The 22,088-nt window shown below is 62.5% G+C and carries 23 protein-coding genes; 22 read left to right on the forward strand and 1 reads right to left on the reverse strand.

Annotated features, from left to right (window positions below; translation table 11 throughout):
- The first annotated feature begins 1 nt into the window (after position 1).
- From sctR to sctN, 22 genes are all read left to right on the forward strand, one after another.
- Positions 2 to 658, forward strand: coding sequence for a type III secretion system export apparatus subunit SctR (gene sctR, locus GHT07_RS07265; protein ID WP_153584596.1), 657 nt, complete (start codon positions 2 to 4; stop codon positions 656 to 658).
- Between the two features lie 10 nt (positions 659 to 668).
- The gene (sctS, locus tag GHT07_RS07270; RefSeq protein WP_153584412.1) at positions 669 to 938 is read left to right on the forward strand and encodes a type III secretion system export apparatus subunit SctS; all 270 of its coding nucleotides are present in this window, start codon (positions 669 to 671) and stop codon (positions 936 to 938) included.
- 7 nt (positions 939 to 945) lie between these two features.
- Positions 946 to 1,746 (forward strand): type III secretion system export apparatus subunit SctT, encoded by an 801-nt coding sequence (gene sctT / locus GHT07_RS07275; protein WP_153584413.1) that lies wholly within the window; start codon positions 946 to 948, stop codon positions 1,744 to 1,746.
- Positions 1,743 to 2,813 carry a type III secretion system export apparatus subunit SctU gene (gene sctU / locus GHT07_RS07280; RefSeq protein WP_153584414.1) on the forward strand — a complete coding sequence of 357 codons (1,071 nt, stop codon included), beginning with the start codon at positions 1,743 to 1,745 and terminating at the stop codon, positions 2,811 to 2,813. Before sctT ends, sctU begins: the two co-directional genes overlap by 4 nt.
- Positions 2,806 to 3,204: a CesT family type III secretion system chaperone gene (locus GHT07_RS07285; protein ID WP_153584415.1), complete on the forward strand. Its 399-nt coding sequence runs from the start codon at positions 2,806 to 2,808 to the stop codon at positions 3,202 to 3,204. Before sctU ends, GHT07_RS07285 begins: the two co-directional genes overlap by 8 nt.
- A gap of 10 nt (positions 3,205 to 3,214) precedes the next feature.
- Positions 3,215 to 4,945 (forward strand): type III secretion system outer membrane ring subunit SctC, encoded by a 1,731-nt coding sequence (sctC, locus tag GHT07_RS07290; protein WP_153584416.1) that lies wholly within the window; start codon positions 3,215 to 3,217, stop codon positions 4,943 to 4,945.
- On the forward strand, positions 4,942 to 6,921 hold the full coding sequence (locus GHT07_RS07295) for a GNAT family N-acetyltransferase (RefSeq protein WP_153584417.1): 1,980 nt from the start codon (positions 4,942 to 4,944) through the stop codon (positions 6,919 to 6,921). Before sctC ends, GHT07_RS07295 begins: the two co-directional genes overlap by 4 nt.
- Position 6,922: 1 nt before the next feature.
- Positions 6,923 to 8,668, forward strand: coding sequence for a hypothetical protein (locus GHT07_RS07300; RefSeq protein ID WP_153584418.1), 1,746 nt, complete (start codon positions 6,923 to 6,925; stop codon positions 8,666 to 8,668).
- 87 nt (positions 8,669 to 8,755) lie between these two features.
- On the forward strand, positions 8,756 to 9,055 hold the full coding sequence (locus tag GHT07_RS07305; protein WP_153584419.1) for a hypothetical protein: 300 nt from the start codon (positions 8,756 to 8,758) through the stop codon (positions 9,053 to 9,055).
- Positions 9,056 to 9,072: 17 nt separating this feature from the next.
- Positions 9,073 to 9,885, forward strand: a complete 813-nt coding sequence (locus GHT07_RS07310; protein ID WP_153584420.1) for a hypothetical protein — start codon at positions 9,073 to 9,075, stop codon at positions 9,883 to 9,885.
- The gene (locus GHT07_RS07315) at positions 9,882 to 10,706 is read left to right on the forward strand and encodes a hypothetical protein (protein WP_153584421.1); all 825 of its coding nucleotides are present in this window, start codon (positions 9,882 to 9,884) and stop codon (positions 10,704 to 10,706) included. The genes GHT07_RS07310 and GHT07_RS07315 overlap by 4 nt, the downstream gene beginning before the upstream one ends.
- 22 nt (positions 10,707 to 10,728) lie before the next feature.
- Positions 10,729 to 11,355, forward strand: coding sequence for a hypothetical protein (locus GHT07_RS07320; RefSeq protein WP_153584422.1), 627 nt, complete (start codon positions 10,729 to 10,731; stop codon positions 11,353 to 11,355).
- A gap of 4 nt (positions 11,356 to 11,359) precedes the next feature.
- Positions 11,360 to 11,884 carry a tetratricopeptide repeat protein gene (locus GHT07_RS07325; RefSeq protein ID WP_194792870.1) on the forward strand — a complete coding sequence of 175 codons (525 nt, stop codon included), beginning with the start codon at positions 11,360 to 11,362 and terminating at the stop codon, positions 11,882 to 11,884.
- Complete coding sequence (locus tag GHT07_RS07330; protein ID WP_153584424.1) at positions 11,877 to 13,175, forward strand: hypothetical protein; 1,299 nt, start codon at positions 11,877 to 11,879, stop codon at positions 13,173 to 13,175. Before GHT07_RS07325 ends, GHT07_RS07330 begins: the two co-directional genes overlap by 8 nt.
- 218 nt (positions 13,176 to 13,393) lie before the next feature.
- Positions 13,394 to 14,851, forward strand: a complete 1,458-nt coding sequence (locus tag GHT07_RS07335; protein WP_153584425.1) for a hypothetical protein — start codon at positions 13,394 to 13,396, stop codon at positions 14,849 to 14,851.
- Between the two features lie 23 nt (positions 14,852 to 14,874).
- On the forward strand, positions 14,875 to 15,384 hold the full coding sequence (locus tag GHT07_RS07340) for a tetratricopeptide repeat protein (RefSeq protein WP_153584426.1): 510 nt from the start codon (positions 14,875 to 14,877) through the stop codon (positions 15,382 to 15,384).
- Positions 15,381 to 15,842, forward strand: a complete 462-nt coding sequence (locus GHT07_RS07345) for a tetratricopeptide repeat protein (protein WP_153584427.1) — start codon at positions 15,381 to 15,383, stop codon at positions 15,840 to 15,842. The genes GHT07_RS07340 and GHT07_RS07345 overlap by 4 nt, the downstream gene beginning before the upstream one ends.
- A 94-nt stretch (positions 15,843 to 15,936) precedes the next feature.
- On the forward strand, positions 15,937 to 16,347 hold the full coding sequence (gene sctI, locus GHT07_RS07350; RefSeq protein WP_153584428.1) for a type III secretion system inner rod subunit SctI: 411 nt from the start codon (positions 15,937 to 15,939) through the stop codon (positions 16,345 to 16,347).
- Complete coding sequence (gene sctJ / locus GHT07_RS07355; RefSeq protein WP_228488228.1) at positions 16,344 to 17,132, forward strand: type III secretion system inner membrane ring lipoprotein SctJ; 789 nt, start codon at positions 16,344 to 16,346, stop codon at positions 17,130 to 17,132. Before sctI ends, sctJ begins: the two co-directional genes overlap by 4 nt.
- Entirely contained in the window at positions 17,129 to 17,815 is a 687-nt protein-coding gene (locus GHT07_RS07360) for a SctK family type III secretion system sorting platform protein (protein ID WP_153584429.1), read from the forward strand. The genes sctJ and GHT07_RS07360 overlap by 4 nt, the downstream gene beginning before the upstream one ends.
- A complete protein-coding gene (locus GHT07_RS07365; protein ID WP_194792871.1) occupies positions 17,785 to 18,492 on the forward strand; it encodes an HrpE/YscL family type III secretion apparatus protein in 708 nt (235 codons plus the stop codon). The genes GHT07_RS07360 and GHT07_RS07365 overlap by 31 nt, the downstream gene beginning before the upstream one ends.
- Positions 18,492 to 19,856, forward strand: a complete 1,365-nt coding sequence (gene sctN / locus GHT07_RS07370) for a type III secretion system ATPase SctN (RefSeq protein ID WP_407646601.1) — start codon at positions 18,492 to 18,494, stop codon at positions 19,854 to 19,856. Before GHT07_RS07365 ends, sctN begins: the two co-directional genes overlap by 1 nt.
- Before the next feature lie 67 nt (positions 19,857 to 19,923).
- On the opposite strand, the gene GHT07_RS07375 is transcribed toward sctN, so the two are convergent.
- Entirely contained in the window at positions 19,924 to 21,960 is a 2,037-nt protein-coding gene (locus tag GHT07_RS07375; protein ID WP_153584431.1) for a hypothetical protein, read from the reverse strand.
- Between the last annotated feature and the right edge of the window lie 128 nt (positions 21,961 to 22,088).

A 22,088-nucleotide genomic window follows, 5' to 3' on the forward strand; every position in this document is an offset into this window, starting at 1 on the left:
GCTGGCGACCAACGGTCTCGATCCGATCGTCCTCACGCTGGCGCTTGCGCTGCTGGGGCTGGTGCCGCTTGCGTTCGTCACAACCACGGCATTCCTGAAGATCTCGATCGTGCTGTCGCTCGTGCGCAATGCGCTGGGCGTGCAGCAGTCGCCACCCAACATCGTGTTGTACGCGCTGTCGCTGATGCTCACCGTGTTCATCATGGCGCCCATCGGCTACGAAATCGCCGATGCGGTCCAGTCAGACCCCACGCCGATGCGCAGTGCGACGAGCTTCATCGATGCCGGCAAGCGCGGCGCCGAGCCCATGCGCAAGTTCCTGCTGGCCAACAGCAAGGTCGAGCAGCGCGACTTCTTCATGGGCCAGGCCAAGCGGATCTGGCCCGCCAAGATGGCCAGCGAAGCGCGTCAGACAGACCTGTTGATTCTGGTGCCAGCATTCGTCGTGACCGAACTCACAGCCGCATTTGAAATCGGCTTTCTTCTGTTCCTGCCCTTCATCGTGATCGACCTGGTCGTCTCGAACATCCTGATGGCCATGGGAATGATGATGGTCTCGCCCGCCACGATCACGCTGCCGCTCAAGCTGTTCCTGTTTGTGATGGTCGATGGCTGGTCCCGCCTGCTGCACGGCCTTGTGCTGACCTACCGCCTCTAGGAGCCGCACCATGGAAGTCGTCGATATTGTTTCCCACGTCGTCAAGGCGCTGCTGCTGGTGTTGTGGCTCTCGCTGCCGCCCATCATCGTGGCGTCGGTCGTGGGCACGCTCTTCAGCCTGTTCCAGGCGCTCACGCAGATCCAGGAGCAGACGCTGTCGTTCGCGATCAAGCTCATCGCAGTGGGCGTCACGCTGTTTCTCACCGCGCGATGGGTAGGCGGTGAAATCTTCAACTACACGGTGTCGCTGTTCGACAGCTTCCCGATGCTGGTGCGCTGAGGCAGCGATGGACACGACAGCGTGGTTCTTCCTGCACCTCAAAGCCTTTGGCTTTGCGCTGCCACGCTTTCTTGCCGTGTTCACGATACTGCCGTTGCTCAGCCGCGAAGCCTTGCCGCTGACATTGAGAGTCGCCGCCATTGGCAGCTTTGCCATCTTCATGGCGCCGATGCTGGCCGAAGGTGTTGCGCTGGAACGCCCGACCTTCTCCATTCTGGGCCTCGTGCTCAAAGAAGCGTTCATCGGCATCGTGATCGGCTTCGTGCTGGCCATACCGCTGTGGGCCGTTGAAAACATGGGCGACCTGGTGGACGCGCAGCGCGGCGCGACGATCGCGCAGACCATCAACCCACTCTCAGGCCACGAGACATCGCCGCTCGGGCAACTGTTCAACCAGGCCATCGTCACCATGATGTTCAGCCTGGGCGGCTTCGTGATGGTGCTCGGCGTGATCTACGACAGCTTCCAGATCTGGCCCGTGTTTGGCTGGTGGCCGCATTTCGCGCCGGAAGCGCCCAAGCTCGCGCTCGACCTGCTCGACCGCTTCATGAGCCTCACGGTGCTGCTGTGCGCGCCCGTGATCTTCGCGATGTTCCTGGCCGAAGCGGGCATGGCAATCATCAGCCGGTTTGTGCCGCAGCTGCAGGTGTTCTTCCTGGCGATGCCGATCAAGAGTGCGATCGCCATGGTGGTTTTCGCGATCTACGGCGTGGTGCTGTTCGACTACGCGGGCGACCTCATTCTCGAGACGCTGCGCGAGTGCAATCGCACGGTCTTCGCCATGTTCAAAGGCGTGCGGCTGCCATGAGCGAAAAAACCGAACGGCCCACTGACCACCGCATTCGCAAGGCGCGCGAAGACGGGCAGGTCGCCAAGAGCAAGGACTTCACGCAGGCCCTGCTGATCGGTGCGTTGTTTGGCTACACGCTGGTGATGGCGGGCGACATCTTCAAGACCATGGGCGAGATGGTGGCGCTGCCAGGCCAGTTGTACGGCATGGACTTCAAGGACGCCGTTGCCATCAGCCTTTCCACCCTCTGGCGCAAGGCTGCCGAATTGCTGGTGCCTTACCTGTTGATCGTGATCGTGATCGGCGTGTTCGGCGAGACGATCCAGACCGGGCTCTTGCTCTCGTTCAAGGCACTCTTGCCCAAGGGCGACAAGCTCAACCCCATTGCGAACCTCAAGCAGATGTTCACGATGAAGAACCTCGTGGAATTCATCAAGTCGTGCCTGAAGGTCACATTTCTGATGTTCCTCGTGTACTTCGTGGTGCGCGACTCGCTCGACACGATGATCAAGATTCCGCTGGCCGGCATCGGCGCGGCGGGCCTGGCGCTCGGCGAGATGATGCGTGTGCTCACGATCAACACGTTCATCTGCTTTGCGGTGATCGCGGTGTTCGACCTGGCGTGGCAGCGCTACAGCTACATCAAGGGCCTGATGATGTCCATGGAGGAGATCAAGCAGGAGTACAAGCAAATGGAAGGCGACCCCCACATGAAGGGGCACCGCAAGGAGCTTGCCCGCGAAATTGCGATGGGCGAGATGGTTGCCAACACACGCAAGGCCAGCGTGGTGGTGACCAACCCGACGCACGTTGCGGTGGGCCTGTTCTATGAAGAGAGCAAGACGCCGCTGCCGGTGGTGGTGTGCAAGGGCGAGGGCGGCATTGCCGAGGCGATCAAGCGCGTCGCAGAGCAAGAAGGCATCCCGGTGCTGCAGAACGTGCCGCTGGCGCGCGCGCTGCTCAGCCAGGCCCAGGTGGCGCAGTACATCCCCTCCGAGCTGATCGAGCCTGTGGCCGAGCTGCTGCTGGCGATGCGAAAACTCACCGAAAAAATTGACGAGCACGAGGACGATTTCAATGGCTAGCCTCAACCATGCCGGCTTTGCCGGCTACGCCTTGCGCGCGCGGCTGGACCCCGGTGCGCCGCGCGCCGACGGCTCCGTGGCACTGGTGTTCGACGGCAACATGCATGTGCTGCTTCATCCGGCAGGCCGCGGCGACATCGTGCTTGAGGCGCAGGTGCGTGCGCTGCCGATTGCGTCGCTGCTCGCTGACGACGCAATCATGGATGCACTGGCTGTGGCCGGCCAGCGCCCGCCACTTGATGCCGATTACCTGGTGCTCTCGCCCGATGAAGACAGGCTGATGCTGCAGCTCCGCGTTGGCGCGGCAGCGTCCGCCGACGAATTCGAAGTCGCGCTGGGTCGCTTTCTTGATTCGCTTACCAGTTGGCGCGCGCACTTTCGCGTGCTTTGAGGACAACGCCATGATCGCAACGCGTTACTTTCAAATGACCTTTATCCGCCGCTGGTGGTCCGTGCTGGTGGTCGGGTGTGCGCTGGCACTTGCCGCAGGTGCCTCGCGCGCGGAGCCGCCGCCGTGGTCCGACGGGCCGTTCAGCTACCTGGGCCGTGAGCAGCAACTCGACAAGATGCTGGCCGGCTTCGCCAAGACATTCGGTCTGCAGGTTCAGCTTGAGTCGCCGCTGCCGCCGGGGCTGAACGCCACCAGCGGGCGCTCCACTGCAGCCAACCCGACTGAATTCATGAACCAGCTTGCAGCAAGTTACGGTCTTGCCTGGTACTACAGCTCCGGCACGCTGTACATCAGCCGCAGCAACGAACGCGTCACCCGCATGCTGCCTACCAAAGGTATGTCAGGCGCAGGGCTGAAAAAGGCATTCACCGAAATGGGCCTCATCGAGCCGCGCTTCGGATGGGCGGAGGTCGATGAGCGCAGTGCGGTGATGGTGTCCGGCCCGCGCTCGTACGTTGAGCGAATTGCCAAGGCAATGAGCGACCTGCCCGACCCCGAGGCTGACCAGCAGGTGCTGGTGTTCCGCTTGAAGCATGCGTCGGTGGAAGACCGCACGATCCTGTATCGCGACAAGCAGATCATCACGCCCGGTGTCGCGTCCATGCTGCGTGCGTTGTTGACCGAGCAGCAGGGCAACGGGAGCGCGGCGAACAACGTCACCGAGCTTTCCACCGCCGCGCCATTGCGCACGGCGATGAAGGGGCTGGCCAATGAGCCGGAACCTGATGACGCCGCCGCAGGCAACGTCAAAGGCGGGCGCGCGCAGAACACGACGCGCCGCGCGCCGCGCGCCGTGGTGCAGGCCGACACGCGGCTGAACGCCATCATCATCAAGGACAAGCCGCAGAACGCGCCCATCTACCGCGAACTCATCGCGATGCTGGATGTGCCGGGCAACCTGATCGAGATCGAAGCCGCCATCGTGGACGTGAACACCACGAGCATGGAGGAACTCGGCATCGACTGGAACGGCCGCCGTGGCAACTTTGCGGGCGGCTTTGGCACGCCGGGCAAGGCGCCAGACGGCACCACGATCACGCTTGTGCGCGGTACAGGTGTGAACCCGTCCACCGTGATCGCCGATGCGGGCAACTTCCTGATGACTCGCATCAAGCTGCTCGAAGGCAAGGGCACGGCGCGCATCGTGTCGCGGCCCTTCATCCTCACGCAGGACAACATGGGCGCGCTGATCGATCTGTCGGACACGTTCTACGTGCAGACCACTGGCGAGCGCGTTGCCACTGTGACGCCGATCTCGGTAGGCGTCACGCTGCGAGTCACGCCACGCATCGTTGTGAATGACGGTGTCCGCTCGATACAGCTTGTGGTCGATATTGAAGACGGCTCGATCCAGGACACCAAGGTTGGAACGCTGCCCACGGTGCGTCGCAGCGTCATCGGCACGCAGGCACTCGTGGGCGAGAACGAAAGCCTGCTGATTGGCGGCTTCAACTCCGAGCAGAACATTCGCCAGAAAGACCAGGTGCCCCTGCTTGGCGACATCCCCGGCCTGGGCGCGATGTTCAGCAAGACGGTGGCCAATACCGAGAAGCGCGAGCGCATGTTCCTGATCACGCCCAAACTGATCGGCCCGCGCGTGGTGCTCGACACGCAAGCCGAGGCCACCGGCGGCCTTCGCCTTGCGCCCACCATGAAAGTGCAGGGAGACGCGTCGCGATGAGCACGGCACTGTCTGCGCGCGACGGCTGGGGCCCGGAATGGGCTGCGGCGGTTGCTGACGTGGCCAGCCGCGCCGCCGCTGTGTTCAGCAGCGCCGGCGTGCCAGGCTGTTTGACGGTTGTCGACATGCAGTCATGCCGGTTGCTTGACGCATGGTGGCTGCGCCGCTGCCTCGAGCCGCTCGCGCGGCTGTCGGGCCGGCCGCTGCGCTATGTGCCTTGCGGCGACGGCAGGCACGCGCAGCCCACGGCACCAGCCTGGTCGGTCGGCACTGCACCGATGGAGCTGTGCTGGCCGCAAGGCAGCAGCGTGCCACTCAACAGGGTCAGCGGCCAGGCATGGTTGCCCGATGGGCCCGTTCTCCTGCTCACCGGCGATGCTGCCCAACGCCTGCCGCAGGAGCTGCTGCTGGCGCATCACGGACAAATGAGCGAGTGGGCTGGCGAGCCCGGCGCAAAGGCATGGCAGCCGATGGATGCGGCGCGTCACTGCGCATGGATCACGCAGAGCATCGAGGCCTATGCCAGCTGCCTGCCCAGCGCCATGCTGTCGCTACCAATTGGCTACTGGCGCTTCGCAGCACAGGCGCTGGCCTGGGCGCCGCACGGCTGCCTGATGGTTGCGCGGGCCGAAGGCTGGTCGAGCATTGCCGACATGCGCGAGACCACTATCGACCGCATCGATGTGAACGGCGATGCGCCACCCGTGAACTTCCACTGGCTGGCCCAGCAGGCGCCGCGGCTGGGTGCGAGCGCGCACACGATTCGCCACCGCCGCGACACAGTGGTCCAGCTCATGGTGGGCGGCCTGCCCGACGCGCAAGCCGCGTTGCCCCTGTTGGGCGCACCGCTTGCCGCAGCCGTGCGCTCGCCGCGCGCCGACCGTGTGCGCGCCGTTCGTGCGCTCGCGTTGGCCGGCGACCTGCCGGCAGCGCTGTCGGTGATGGAGCTGGCAACCCACGACCCCGCCATGTTGCGCAGCGCCTGGGACGTACTGGCTGCGCGTGCTGCGTCCGCGAGCCCTGCAGTGGCAGCGCGCCTGGGTATGTGGCTTGAGCACGCCATGGCAGACAACCCGTGGTTTGGTGAAGACCAGGTGCTCTTGCGCGCAGCGGGCCACGTTGCGCTGGCTTGCGCACGAATTGACCTGGCGCAGACCGTGCTGCGCGCACTCGACGATCTTGGTGGCGCAGTCGCCTCGGATCTGGCAGCGCTGGCCCGCTGCCTTGAACAGCTCGGCTGCTTTGAAGCAGCGCTGGGCGCCTGCGACCGCGCAATCGCACTGGACGCCAAACATACCCAGTCAGCCGTCCTGCGTGCGCGCATCACGGTACGCATCGCCGCGCTGGTAGGGCCGTGGGGTATGCAGCATGAGCACCCGGTAGCACCTTTGCTGCTCGATCCGCTGCACGCGGATCACGCGCCGATGCTTGTGCGGCAGATGCGCGATCCGTCGATCCCGTCAATGACAGCGCTGCCGCCACTCACGCCCGGTGAAGATGGGCGCGCGTGGATTGAGGGGCGCCTGAAAGACGGGCCTGCTTCATTCGCGATCGTCCATCGGCAGCTCGGATTTGTGGGCTACATCGACTTGCGCCTGTGGCAGTCCACCGCGTTCGTCTGCTACTGGATCGGGCCGGACTTCCAGGGCCTTGGCCTTTGCGCGCCTGCATTGGCGCTGGCCTGCGATCTTGCTGCGCGAAATGGCGTCGAGCTGCTGCTGTCGTCAGCCTATGACGACAACCTGCGATCGCTGCGCGTGTTGCGCAAGAACGGCTTTGAGGCGATGACCGTGCGTGCCTTGGCACCCGATCACGACCGCACGTTCGTGATGCTGCCCGTGGCAGCGCCCATGACACAAGTCGAAGCTGAAAAGCGCCTGGCCGATTTTTGCGAGAACACCGGCTCTGGCTTGCGCTTTGGCGCGGCGCAGGCAGGCGCAACGGACACAGCCACCCAAGACACCAAAGAGGACTGACATGAAACCCATCGATACCCAACCCGTGATGCCGTCAGACGTCCACCTCGACGCCGTGGGTGGTCTGCAGATCGCTGCGCCGGCTGGCGTGGCGCAAAACATCGAAGCAGATGCAGCGCAGTTCGCGCGTCTGCTGGGGCGGCCAGGTAGCGTCAAGAGCCCAGCCAGTCCGGTGGAAGCGCTACCGGCGGAATTGCTCCAGGACTTGCCGAGTGCTTTGCCAACTCCTTTGTCGATCGCCCGGCGCGCAGAGGGCCGTGGCGACGCTGCTGCGCTTGAATCGATCGAGCCGCAGTTGCCCGGCGAAGCGCCGCTGGCCAGGCCAGTGATGCCCTCACTTGCTCACATGGAAGTTGCGCAGGGCCAGCACGCGCCCATGAAGCTCAATGCGCAGGTGGGTACGGCCGTTCCTGGCGGTACGGCAGCAACGGCTGGCGAAGTTTCGCTGGTCACACTCGCAGCGGCTGATACGCCATCTGCCGTGCAGCGCCAGCAGTCCACAGTCGATGATGCGGCCACGCAAGCGCCTGCCGTCGCAGCACTGGCATCAACGCCAGGCGTCGTGCTGCCGGCACAGCAAGCGGCTGACATTGTGGCTGCATCTGCCACACCGGCGCCTGCTCCAACGGCAGCAGTTGCACCGGTAGCTGTTGCACCGGCACCTGCCACACCTGCAGCTGTAGCACCTGCAGCTGTAGCACCTGCAGCTGTAGCACCGGCGACGGTCGAGCCTGCGCTGGCGGCATCTGCACCTACCCATGCGGCCGTGCTCACTCCCTCACAGGTTCGTGCGCGCGCGCTCAAGCGCAAGGCAATCGGACTCGACGGCGCGCACCTTGCCGCGTCACACCAGTCAGCGACCGTCCAGGGCAAGAAGGACAAGAAGTCCAGTGTGGACGCGGCAGCCTCATCCGCTGCGCCAGTCGCAATCATCCCGCCGGCGACGTTGCAGTCGGCGGCACCGACCGCACCGGCCGCAACGACAGGAACGCAAGCGTCGGCAGTGCGCGTGCAGCCGGGGCAACGCGCTGCTGCTTCGCCGGTTGTGGCGACGGCTGTGTCGGGCACGAAGTCTGATTTGCCGCGATCGCCGATGGCGGCGACGGCTTCGCGGCAGTCGGCGCCCGATGGATCGGCGCTGGCTCAATCGGCGCCCTCGCAAGGTTCAGCCTCGCAAGTGGCATCCGCTCAGCACAGCACGGCAGACCGACCACCGCCAGTGACGAGCCAGACTGCTGCAGCGCCGGCGCCGGCGCCGGCGCCAGGACAAGCCGACGCGAAGCCGTCGGTATCACCAGCGCCGCTCGATGAAAGCCAGCCGCAGGTACAGCCGCCGCCTGCGCGCGACACACCCACCGCCGTGCATCCTGCTGTAAATGAAGCCGCACTGCAAGCTGTGCAGCCTGTGCAGACAGCAGGTGCGACCGCTGCCGACGTGGCAGACATGCCCGACGCCGCTCGCCTGGTTGGCGAAGCCGACATCCCGTCGAACGTCCCATCGAACGTCCCATCGAATAGCCCGTCGATCAGCGCGTCCCCGGAAGTTGCAGAAGTCTCCGACGTAGCCCCCGAGGGCGACGGCGTCGCAGTGGCCGACGCGTCAGGCGCGCCGCCGGCTCCTGTGCGCCAGGCGCAAGAGCTGCGCGCCGCGCAGGAAATCGGCGCCCAGATTCAGGCGCAGCAGCTCCACATCGCCGCCGTCAACACCCACGAGGCGCCGCTGCTGGAAGTGCTCGACAAGATTTGAAGCAGACGGGACGGAACCATTGGAACCATCCCCTGACCACCGTTACTCAGTATTCATACGAGTCATAGCCACCACCGGAAGGGCGACATGAGCAGCAATAAGTTCAACCCCAGCGTCGAGGAAGTGATTGCCAACGGACGCCGCGTCGTCAAGGAAGCGGAAGAGGCGCTGGCACGGTCAAAGCGCCTTTTTGCCGAAAACAACATCGACCCCGAAGAAACCATGGCGCTGATCCGCAAGCGAGGCGGCGACGCTGCTGTGCGGGCCCTTGAGGCGCAGGCTGCGGCAATGCTGCAGGAATTCGAAGACGAGATGGAGCGCCAGCGTGTGCACGGCACCAAGCCGCGGCCAGCCGGCAAGCCTGCGCGCTTGCGCAACATGATCTGAATGAAAGAGGTTTGACTATGAGCATTCAATCCATCAGCTCACTCTTTGCCGACTATTCCGCGACCGGCGGTGCCGACGATGCAGACTTCATGGCCGCACTGGCCGCTGCGACATGGCAGCAGGTCACTGCGGCGCACAAGCAGGCGACCACCACTTCGTCAGCCCGAACGCAGCGAATATCCGATCTGCATGACGCCGGCGGCGCGCTGGCTGGACTGCAGACGACCAAGGACGGCACGCGCCTGCTTCTGGGCGCTGATCTGCAAACCGGCAATGCCCTGAAAGCTCAGCTTGCCGCCGTCGGCAACACGCTGACCACCGACGAAAGCTACAACATCGCACTTGTCACCACGGACGCAGATGGCAATCAGGTGGTGGGCGCCAAGTACCTTGCTTCGGCAGCTGAACGCGCAGCCATTGCAAATGGTGCGCTTGTGGGTTCGCCTGGTGCTGATGGTGTCGAGACCCGCACATTGACCAGTGCCGATGGCAAAACCAAAACGACGTACCAGGTCTACACGAAGGAGCGCATGCTCACAGCAAGCTTGGCCGATGTGAACGCGGCCAAGGCCAACATGCAAGCCCAACTCGTGGCGCTGCAAAAGCAGCTCGATACAGACCTTGTGCGGTTGAAGGCGCTGGGCTTCAAGGCTGAAGACTTCACGCGCCAGCTGACCAACCCCGCGCGCAAGCGCGAGAGGCAGGCGGCCGATAACCAGCAGGCGGCGCGGCGCGACGACTTCAATGTTGACACCGAGCTGCGGCGCAAGCTCATGAACGCAGTCATTGCACGCGAAACCGGAGCAACCAAGGGAACAACCAAGCCATGACCACCACCGCAGCAGTCACGCCGAACAGGCAAACCGGAACGATGACGGACGTCACCGTCACGTCAACGCAATTGACGACCGGCAAATGGGTCTTTGGCGACGCACAAGCGGACCCGGTCACGGGCAGAGTCAATACCTACAACAAGGCGATGGCCAAAGCCGCGCAGATGGCGTTGTCGAACGATGAGCAGATCGTGCTGATCGCCGGTGAAGTAAAAGCCAATACGGCAACGCTGGAGCAGATGAATTCTGTTCGCAACATGAAGGTCAGCGACTGGTCGACGTTGAGTGAAGCGGACAAAAAAGCGCGCAGCGACATCTTGAAAGCACAGTCCGTGCCCCTGACCACCGATGCCGTCGCAATCACCTTGCCGGGCGCCCCCTCAACAACGCTTTACGCCAACGATCCGCCGCTCCCGTTTATTGTTATATCAATTCCCAGCGGCAGCGAGCCGGCAGTGAGGATTCCCCAGGACATCACACGAGCTGCGGACCAAGCTACATTTTTGAGTCGTCCCTATCAAAGAGGGAAGATTTATGCGGACGATGCGGGCCACACCTTCTACTACGACGCTGGTGGAAACATCAATCTACAGTACACCTCGCAAGGCACCTACAGATCCGCGCCCCCCACGGAGGCGGAACTGACCAGCTGGCAATCCGCCCTCCAAAAAGCCACCGACAAACTCACGCAGTTTAGCCAGACAGAGCAGGCGCGGCTGCAACAGTTCGTGACGCAAAAGAGTATGTGGGAGGGCCTGGTGTCCTCACTGATGCAGCTGCTGGCGCGCATCAGAAACGACATCGCCGCCAAGTTCTGAACCAACCAACAAGGATCGCGCCATGCCCGGACCTGACAACACCATTCTCAATCTCCCGGCGCCGCAGTCGACGACGGCCTGGCTCAACTCGTTCGACCTGACAAAAGTCAAGGACTCGATGATGCTCACGGCGCTGACCTTTCTGTTTTTCGGCAATGCTGTGGCCGAGAGTGTGCGAACTCAGACCAAGACTATCACCGACCTGTCCGACAAGATGGTCGAAGCGAATTCGCTGATGGCGACGTTAAATCTGGCACTCTCGCAGACAGCAATGACCGACTCCGTCGAGGGCTATCTGGCGCTGCCTCCATTTGCCACCAAGGAAGCCGCGCAGGACTACACCAGGCGATACATCGCCGCAGGTGCGACCACCGACGTGTCCGAGTCCAATAGCGTGGCTAAGAACCTCGGCTTCAATCAGACTGGCCCCAACTCGACCTGGCGCATCTACACCTACCGCACCGGTGCAACCAAGCTCAACGACAACTTGCAGTTGTCCATCAACAACTACAGCAGCCTCAGCCAGCAGTCGCAACTGGTCATGCAGCAGATGAACACCCGCCTGGGTGCCGCGATGGACTATGTCACTGCCGGCATCGAGAAGTGGGGCAAGCTGCTGCAGTCGTTCGTTGACAACCTGCGCAGGTAAGGCCATGGTTGAGTTCGACACCACCACACTTGCTGCCAGAGCCAACGATCTGCTCGACCGCATGCTGTCCGGCCAGCCGCTGGAAGCATTTGGCCCGGCACTGTCGCTGAAGTCGCAAGACACGCTCTATCACCTGGGGTACATGCAGTACCAGCAGGCGCGGTATGCCGAGGCGATGCGAATCTTTGGCTATTTGCTGACCATGAACCACGTGGACAAGCGTTTTCTCATGGGGTTTGGCGCCTGCCTGCAGATGCAACGCCAGCATGAAGAAGCGCTGAAGTTCTACGGCCCCGCCTGCGTGCTTGACATGACAGACCCTGAGCCGGTGATGCGCTGCGTTGAATGCCACCTTGCATTGGGCAATGTGGACGCGGCTCGCCTGGGGCTTGACTACGGGCTGAAGCAAGCCCGTGCACACGCAGCTCATCACGGCTGGACCGACCGGTTCGAAACCATGCTGGGCTTTTTGGACAACGCGCCGGCGAAAGCTCCGGCCACTAATACTTTGGAGAACGCCAATGGCTGATCTCGCTATTCACGCGCGCGCGCCCGTTTCCGCGCCACCCCCGGCAGCCGACACCGAGCAAGGCTCGGTGGGCGATGCCAACAAAGGCATCCTGTTCACCCAGGCCACCTTGCCGCCGGAGCTGCAAAAGCTCAAGGCCGCGATCATCGAGCTGCGCAAGCCAAGCGCAAATGTCGCGACCGAAGACGACATCAACAGTGGCAATGTGGGCGGGCCTTCCGATGAAGACCTCAACATGCTGCTCGGCGAGATCGACGAGATGGTGACCAGCCTGCGGTACGCCACCGGCAAGAACAAGATCGGCCTGCAGGACGACCAACGGCGTGAGCTGGCCAAGAAGGTCGCCAAGGCGCTCGACGAAGCCAACCAGAAGCTCAAAGAAGCGCAGGAGGCCGCAAGCGAGAGCACGACGATGGGCTGGCTCATGGCCGGGCTGGCAATGGCAGGCGCAGTGTTGCTGTGCGTGGTGACTGTTGCCGCAGCTGCCGCGACTGGCGGTGCCGTTGGCGGGCTGGCGATATTTGGTTGCGTCGCCGCCGTCACGCTCGCCGTACAAATGATCACCGACATGTCTTTGAAAGAGGCCGGCGTTACCTACACCGCCTGCACCGGCGAAGAAAAGCAGTTTGGTATCGGGTTCGACAAAATGGTCGAAGCCATTGTTGATCGCGAAATCGTCAATGGCGACATCGTTATCGTGCGCCAGAACGACAAGGGTGAATTTCTTGACAAGGACGGCAACGTCACCAACGTTGATCCGCGCAAGGGCGCCAAGAGCACAGCCATTTTCTTCACGCCCGAAGAGTTGTCTGAATGGAAGATGGGCTGGACCGTTACCACCACGTTGGTGGTCGCGATCGCGCTGGGCGCTGTCGGCGGCTTCGCATCGACAGGTACTCAGGCCGCTGCCAGTGGTGCGCGTGCGGCGGATGGGGCCGCCAAGGGTGCGAACGCCGCGAAATCGGCCGCCAGTGCCGCTCGCTGGGCTTCTGTTGAGCGCGGCGCAGAGGTGCTGGCTGTAGGCACGGCCGTCGCCACGGGCGTTACCGCCATCACCAAGGGCATCATCGACATCTTCATCGCCGAGCTCAATAGCGACAGTGAAAAGGCTCGCGCAGACAAGGCCTTCTACGAAGTGCAGGCGCAAGACGTTTCACGTGCATGGGATCTTTCAATGGACTCCCTCAGGCAACTGGTTGAGCACTATCTCGAAAACGGCCAGGCCCGATCAAAGAATGTGGCTGACCGGGGCCGCACGGCAGCGGCTTTCACCCGCCCCATCATGGGCTGAACCCGAGCAAGGAAACTGGCATGACCACCATTGACAGCATCATCAAGACCTACTCCACACCCACTGGCGACTACCGCGTCGATACCGGCAAGGTGGATGCCGCCACGCTGGCCCGGCTGGATGAACTGGACGCCACGAACAAGCTCGACGGGGCCGCCCTTGTCAAAGCCCTGGCGCCATTCCCGAAGTCGTATGCGCTCGGCGGCGCGGCCACTGCAATGCCCAAGCCGGACGACACGGCGTACGACCGGCCGCCCTTTGGCGATATCACGGCGGACATGAACGCGGTGATGCTCTTGATCATGAAGACAGCCCAGAAGGTCGAGCTGGCCTTCAGGCGAAGTGAGCTCACGCAGCGCTACAGCATCATTGAAAACGCGGCGAAGCAGCGAAAGACTGAAAAGGAGGCGGCGGACAAGCGCTATAGCGCTGCGGTGGCGAGCGCCAGCATGGAAATCACGGGTGGTGTTATCGGGCTTGGCGGTGCGGGGGTGTCTGGTTTGAAACTCCGAAGCGCCTCGAAATCGTCGGGTGAGCATACGGGCGCGCTCAAGCAGATCGAGCACCTCAAAGACGCCAAACAGACTCAAGCAAAGGCGTTCAAGGCAAAGAACCGTGAGCTGGACGACCAGATCGATGCCGCAGATGCGAATCGGGCGCAGGCTGCTCGCAAAGTGCATACCGAAGATGAGGCAACTGCGTTTGAGGCGAAGGGTCGTGACCTGGACCACAGAATCGATGCCGCAGATGCGAATCGGGCGCAGGCTGCTCGCAAAGTGCATACCGAAGATGAAGCAGCTTCATTTGAGGCGAAGGGCCGTGACTTGGACGAGAGGATCGCTGCCTCAGATGCAAATCTGAATCGGGCTGTGAGCAAATTGCGAGTTCACGACGGTGTAGAAGGCGATCTGCCGAGTTTGCAGCAAAGGCGCATGGATTCGCATGCCCACGATGTCCAGCGCGCGCAAGTCAGAGGCAAGGCGGTCGAACGCTCCGAACTCACTGAGGCTCTGGATGCGAAGATCGCTGACAAGAAGCTTTTGCAGAGCGAGGCGAGCTACTTCCGCCGGCAACGCGCGCAGCTCGGCAGTGAGAAGGACGCCCATGCCGATGTTGCCGGCAAACAGAGGGCCTCGACGAGCGAGGTGGCCTACTTCGATCGGCAAGGCGCGAAGCTCAGAAGTGAGAAGGCCGCCCATGCCGATGCTGCCGTCAAACAGAGGGCCTCGACGAGCGAGGTTGCCTACTTTGATCGGCAAGGCGCGAAGCTCAGAAGTGAGAAGGCCGACGTTGCCGCAGACGACATTCGGTTCGAGGACAAGACGAATCGCGAAATCGACCGCCTGAAGGTGACGTCTGAAGGTGGGCACTCTAAAGCGGACACCTTCAACGCGTCGGCCCGCAACTGGACCGCTGGCGCCCAAGCGGGGTCCGCCTTGGCCAACGGCTTCGGCAAGCAGATCGCGGCTTCCTATTCACAGGAAGCCGAATACAAAGACGCCGACGCCAAATTCACAAACGCCGAAACCCAGCAGATGACGATGCGCCAGGAGTCGTTCAAGTCCGGCGCGGATAACCTCGCCGGCGCAGTCGCCAGTGCAATCGGCACTGCCAACGCCATCGAGTCCTCGCGCGGCGAATTCGCCAAGAGCACGGCCAGCAGCTGGCGCGCCTGAGCTCGCCAAACCAGGGGACCGACATGACTGCAAACGAAGACCCGGGCACAACGGCGTCGTCCGGGCTCAAGGCACCTTCGGCGCATGCAACAGCGCAAGCAGCGCAGCAGGCGCAAGCTGCGCAAGCGCTGGCGCTGTCTGCGCGGCTGACTGACGCGCAGGTCAACACGCTGTACCGGCAGGTCTACAACATGACGGAGCAGGGCCGCTTTGATGAGGCGAATGTGCTGCTGGCGCTGATCATGATGTATCGCCCCGATGAGCCAAAATTTTCACTTGCGTCGGCCATCTGTTTTCGCAAGACCGGCTGCTTTGAAGATGCAATTCGCATGTTTGCCCGCACGCTCGAGTTGCAGCCTGACAACGACGAGCCAGCGTTCGAGATTGTCGAATGCATGTCGCTGCTGGGCCTGCACGACAACGCAACCGATCTGCTGCGGCAGATTGCCGACGTGGCCCGCCGCGAGAACAAGACGCACACGATGGAGCGGGCCGAGACGCTGCTCGAATTCAAGAAGGCGACGGTGCAATGACATCCACAGCCTTGCCGCTTGACCGCGAGTCCATGCGCCTCATCGCTGAAATCGGTTTTATCGGCACGCAAACAGGCCAGCTTGGCGCGTCGCGCGCGATCTTTGATTCGTTGCGGGTGCTGCGGCCCGACAGCAGCTTGCCGCTCATTGGCCTGGCGCTGGTGTTGATCGCCGCGAACAAGCCCGCCGTTGCCGCGCAATTCCTGCGCGATTCGGCGCTCACGCAGTTTCCGGGGGACCCTGAGCTCACGGCCTTCCTGGGCCTGGCGCTGCAGTGCGCGGGCAAGAATTCAGAGGCGCAAGAGGCGCTGTCAAAGGTGGTCGAGCAACCCGGTGCCACCGCCATGCCTTACGCGCGCATGGCCGACAAGCTGATGGCCATGAACACGGGCGCAGGCTCACCCGTCAACCTCTTTCCGAGGTGGAGTGAGTACGAGAGGATTACAGGGCAGGGCTAAAGCGCCCCGGGCACGGCACCTCCCCCAACGCAATTTGCAGCGCCATGGATAAAAAACCCGGCAACTGTCACCAAGCATAGGAAGGAGATTCCTGATGTCCGTTGAAGCAATTTCTGTCGTTGCCCAGGCAACCGCCCAGTCGTCGTGGGTTGATACGCCTGTTTTGCGCAGCGTGTCTGAAAGCGATGCGGCCCGCATGTCGGACCTGCTGTCTGCCAAGGGAATGCAGGCGCAGTCAGGCACGCCACCAGTTGTCAACATTCCCCAAAACGGAAACACCATCGGCGACTCGATCCTGCGCTCGTTCGACGCCGCCGGCAAAGACTACAAGGTCAAGACCCACGAGATCGACCGGCTGCTGAACCTGGACGCGAACAAGATCACGACCACCGAGCTGCTCAAGATGCAGATGCGCCTGATTGAAACCTCGATGCAGGTGGACCTGATCAGCAAGACGGTGTCCAAGGCCGTGCAGCACATTGACCAGCTCACCAAGCTCCAATGATGAAGCCCTCCCTTCATAGCCTGATGCGCGGCGCTGTGCTGTTGGCGGCGCTGGTGCTGGCCGGATGCGGCGGCAACGTGGAGCTGCTGTCCAACATGAATGAGCGCGAAGCCAACGAAGTGATTGCGGCGCTGAGCGAAGCAGATATTGACGTACAAAAGCTGCCCGGCAAGGACGGCATGGTCAACCTCACGGTGGACCAGTCGAGTGTGGCCCGGTCTATCACCGTGCTGAGCGCCACAGGCCTGCCGCATGAACGGCGCGCCACCATGGGCGATGTATTCCGCAAGGAAGGCCTGATTTCATCACCGCTTGAAGAGCGTGCGCGCTACTTGTGGGCGCTCTCGCAGGAGCTGTCTGAAACCATTTCGCAAATCGACGGCGTGCTGCGTGCACGTGTTCATGTGGTGCTGCCCGAGCGCAGCACTGGAGGCGAGCCGTCGTTGCCGTCGTCTGCAGGCGTGTTCGTCAAGCACCGCAATGGCGTGAACCTTGAAGAGTCCGTGCCGCAGATCAAGCGCCTGGTGGCCAGCAGCATTCCTGGCTTGTCTGCCGAAAAAGTCAGCGTTGTGCTGGTGCCTGCGACAGCCCCGGTGTCGCCGCAGCAGCAAGCAAAGACGGCCAAGGCCGCTGGCTCACGCTGGCTGGTTGTTGCCTACGTGCTCACTGCACTGTCGGTGTTGTGTGTGGCCGGCTATGCAGGGTGGCGCATGTATGGCCAGCGCCGGTTTGGCGCGAAGAAGGCCGATGCTGATGGCGATGACGCGATGGTGGAGCCCACATGAAAGTGACGCCACCGCCGGCTGAACTGGTGCGCCTGGTGGGCGCCCAGCCGGAGGTGGCGCGCGCTATCTGCATCTTCAACCAGAACCCGGCGGACTATCTCGATTCATCGCGCCGATCTGATTTTTTCTCGAAGCGCATTGGTGATGCACTGTGGGACAGCCCACGGTCGCGCAGCCACTTGTCGCGGCTCATTCTCGAGCGCATTGGCGCATCGCCTTGCCTTGAAGTGGCGCGCACTGAATGGCCCGTTGCGCTGCTGGAGCGTGACCGTATTGACCGGCTCGCACGGCACGTGGCTGCTGCGCTGGTGGGTGCGCGTGTGCGCCGTTGCGTGTCGCGCGCCGAGGTATTGAAGTGGCGCGACTGGCTATCGCAAGAGGCACATGAATTTGCGCTCACGCGCGCCGGGCTGCTGCCTGTAACGGCTGATGTGGGCGATCCGCGCCAGGGCCATGCGGGCGGCGAAGAAGTCACTGCGCTGCAGGTCGGCTACGCCTGGATCGCCGCAGCAACCCGCGTGTGGCCCGACTCGATTCGCAAACGCTTCATGCTCAAGCTGCCTGCAGGCAGCTCGCAGGGTGCCGACGCCATCGACGGCGCGTTGGCATCGCGGCTCGTTACATCCGTTCTTACCAATCTGGAGTCACGCTGGTGTTCCTCATTCGCGACTACACGAGGCTGAGCCGCCCCGAGGTGGCGGGCAAGATCATCAAGGCCAAGGACTTCTGGAAGTTCCAGGAGGCCGAGCGCGCGCTTGACGACGCGCTGACCAGGCAGGAAGAAATCATTTCTTCAGCTGAGGACGCCTACGAGGCGGAACGCCAGCGCGGTTATGCCGAAGGCAGCGAGGAAGCCAAGCTCGAACAAAGCGGCAGCATGGTCGAGATCGTGAGTAACACGGTCGAATACTTCGGCAAGGTCGAAACGCAAATGGTCGATCTGGTGCTCGATGCCGTTCGCAAGGTGGTGAGTGACTTTGATGACCGGCAACGCGTATCGACGGTAGTGAAGAACTGCCTTGACCTGGTGCGCAGCCAAAAGCAGCTGTCGCTCAATGTGCATCCGGCGCAGGTTGATTACATGCGCGGGCAGGTCGGTGAACTGCAAAAGCTCTACCCCAGCATCTCGCACATTGAAGTGCATCCCGACTCGAAAGTCACGCTCGACGGATGCGTTGTTGAATCAGAAATTGGCATCGTCGAAGCGAGCCTCACGGGCCAGGTCGAGACGCTGCGTGAAGCGCTGGCTATGGTGTTCGCGCAGCAAAGCGTGGTCGATGACGACGACGCAAAAGAGGGCGATGCGAAAGAGGGCGCTGCGAAAGACGACGAGGCAAAAGATCGCGAGGACGACGAGTGATTGGCGACGAGTCGCCTGTCGCGCGCGCGCGGCGCAGTGCCCGCGAGCTTGACTACATCGCCAAGCTATTGCACGGCGCTGTTGACCAGGCAACGACCGTCAAGATCCGCGGTCGCGTCACGCAAGTGGTCGGCACCATCATCAAGGCCGTGGTGCCGTCGGTGCGGATTGGTGAAGTGTGCACTCTTCGCAATCCCCACGATGGCAGTGAAACGCACGCTGAGGTGGTGGGTTTCTCCAAGGGCACAGCGCTGCTCATGCCCTCCAGCGGCACGCAAGGTATTTCAGGCGACACGGAAGTGCTGCCCACCGGCAAAGTGCAAACCGTGGCCGTTGGCCGCGCATTGCTAGGCCGCGTGCTCGATGGCTTGGGCCAGCCGATCGATGTCGAAGAAAAAGGCCCGCTGCCGCCGATGAAGCAATACCCGGTTTACGCAGACGCGCCCGATCCGCTCAAGCGCAAGCTGATCGAAACGCCGCTGTCGCTGGGTGTGCGCGCGCTCGATGGCTTGCTCACGTGCGGCGAAGGCCAGCGCATGGGCATCTTCGCTGCGGCAGGTGGTGGCAAATCCACACTCATGGGCATGCTCGTGAAGGGTGCGGATGTTGACGTCACTGTGGTGGCGCTGATTGGCGAGCGTGGCCGCGAAGTGCGCGAGTTTCTCGAACGCGAACTCGGCGAAGAGGGCATGCGGCGCGCCGTGATCGTGTGCGCCACCTCTGATAAATCTGCGATGGAGCGATCGCGCGCAGCCTATGTCGCAACAGCCATCGCGGAATACTTTCGCGACCAGGGGCTGAAGGTGCTGCTCTTGATGGATTCGGTCACGCGCTTTGCCCGCGCCCAGCGCGAGATCGGCCTGGCCGCCGGCGAGCCGCCCACGCGCCGGGGCTTTCCGCCGAGCGTGTTTGCCACGCTGCCGCGCCTCATGGAGCGGGCCGGCACCAACGAGCGGGGCTCCATCACGGCGATGTACACCGTGCTCGTCGAAGGCGACGACATGACAGAGCCTGTCGCGGATGAAACACGTTCGATTCTCGACGGCCACATCATTTTGTCGCGCAGGCTTGCTGCTTCGAACCACTATCCGGCGATCGATGTGCTGGCATCTGCGTCGCGCGTGATGAATGCGCTGATCACGCCGGAACACCTTGAGGCTGCGGGCCACATTCGCGAGCTGATGGCGAAGTACCAGGACATCGAGCTGCTGCTGAAGGTTGGCGAGTACAAAAAAGGTTCAGACCGTATTGCCGACATGGCAATCGAGAAGCACGACGCCATCCGCAACTTCCTGCGGCAAAAAACTGATGTTCACGTCAGCTGGTCCGAGACGCTGGACGAGTTGCAGTCGCTGGCGGGTTGATGGGGCTCGTGGCCGCCGCTTGAAGCGCCGGCCGTTCGAGTTTCACCGTGCCTGATGGCACGACAACTCAAACGTTCGAGGAGAGCAGCCCTCGGACAATTTCGGGGGCAAGCTCTGGCGAGCTCGTTGTGCGTTTGCATACGTTGGCCAGCTCGGTATACATAGTGCTTGCCACGCAGTCATCCCGAAACTTCTTGAGCGTGGCGATCAGCTCTTGCGCTTCGCGTTTGGCCGTTGCGACGTCCCGCCCAGCTCCGCGAAACCGGTCGGTAACGCTTGGCCGCAGTGTCGCGACCCGGTTCAGCTCGACCAGTGCGGCGTCGATGCTGGTAAGCAGGTTCTGACGCGTGTTCGCGATCTCGGCAAGTCCATTCGAAAGCAGGCGCAAAATCTTGTTTGCCTCCTGCGTCAGCCAGGCCACATCTGATTCCCTGTCTTGCCTGGACAGGCTCTGGTAGCGCAGGTTTGCTTCTTCGAACTGTTTTCCCAACTCGAGATTTCCAGGCGCTGCTTGCATGGCCGCAGTTGCTGCGTCCATCCTGGTTTTTGCGGCGCTGATATCTTGCGCAAGGGTCTGTCGTGAGATGGCCAGAGCACCTGGATCAGTCGCATTGACCCTCGCGATGTGCGCTTGCGTGGCCTGCAGCTTGCTCAGGTGAGCCACACAAGTCTCCAGCTGCATGTGTGGTCGCGTCGTGACTTGCGTGGCGCAGGCCCTGCCACCCACTTTGTTCAAGATGCCTTTAGTGGTTTGCAATGGGTGACTTGCGGGTAGGTCACGGAACAGGACAGAGCCTTGCATGCGCTCGAATGCTGTTTCAGCGCCAATCGCAGCTTCCAAAAAGGCGCCATCTGCGGCGGGCAAAGCTTTTCGGCCAGCTACAGCAGCTCGCACTCGCTGTTCGTTGGGCAACTGGTTTTCGCGCTTGCAGTCGCGGATATACCTGTCTTCGTTGTAGACAGCCGCCATCTTTGCGAACGCAGACACCACTTTTCCATCGGGCGTCGTAGCCAACTGCAAGTTGCGTCGCAGTCCTGCTGAAACCGGCGAAAGCTGCGCCGGCTTTTGCGATCCGGGCGTGGCCGGAATCGCCGCAATGGGAGCGGCGGATTGCGCGGCGGCATGCATCTCCACCGGCGGAATCGCCACCTCAACCGCAAACTGGGGCGCACTGGGCGGCAAATGGATGGTGACGCTTTTCACCCCAGCCGTTGCATCGAGCAGATTCGCCCGAACAACCTGCCCCACGGCACCGCGCGTTGCGGGCGTCATGCCCTCGGCCCAGTCGTCGAGCTGTTCGCGAATCACGCCGCTTGCGCCGCGAACATCGCCAGCGTTGGCGTCGAGCGCCTGCAGGAGCTGATAGTCGAGCTCGCCGCCTGTGTCGTGCTTGCTTTGAATGCTCACCCGGCATGAATCGCGGTGCGCAATGGCGCGCAGCGTCATCTCCAGGGCGTCGCTCGCCTGCTCCCCTTCGGGCGAGTCGCTTTCCGGACGGCGTGCAATGAAGCGAACCTGGCCGTCGTCTTGCGGCTCGACAACGACCAGCCGCCGCTGCTGCGCCGCGCCTTCGCCGGTTTGCATCCACACCGCCACATGCCTGCCAGTGTCCAGGGCCAGCTGCGAAATGTCTTCAAACTTCTTTCGCTGCTCGTCGATGCCTTCGTACAAGTCGATCGCAAACGGATGCACTTCAATGTTCTTGAGCTTGGCACTGGCCGCCAGCAGTTCGCCGGTGGTGATGGGGCGGTCCGGCTGCATCAGCGACGGGTCGCCGCCGCGCGACTCGATGTGGGAACTCACTTTGTGGGAGTGACCGTCGCCATTGGGGCCCTCAGGCGGCATCTTTGCGCCCAGCCCCAGGCCCGCCGTGAAAAGAACAGGATTGTTGCCTCGATCGAGTTCATCCACCGTGTGCAGCAACGCTGCGTTGGACAGGTCACCGAGTCTCTCCGCGCGATCGGGTGTGCCGGGCTTGCTGGCATCCGCCGCCAGTTTCTGAATCGGCTGGTCGCCCTTGGCCGCCCCCTTGGGCTCGAAAGCTGCGCCGACCTGCTCTGGATTGAAATGAAAGCTGACGGTAACGGGTGAAACAGCGGCCATTGCCGAACTCCTGATTGAAAGCACAGACCGTGGGAGCGCGTGCCCCCGAACATTGACTTCGTAACGAGCAGCGCAAGTTGGTTCCTCTACGAAGGTATGCGCGTGCATGCAAAGGCGCTACTTTTGCG

The sequence above is a fragment of the Caenimonas koreensis DSM 17982 genome (assembly GCF_009646335.1).
GTDB classification, from domain to species: Bacteria; Pseudomonadota; Gammaproteobacteria; order Burkholderiales; family Burkholderiaceae_C; genus Ramlibacter; species Ramlibacter koreensis.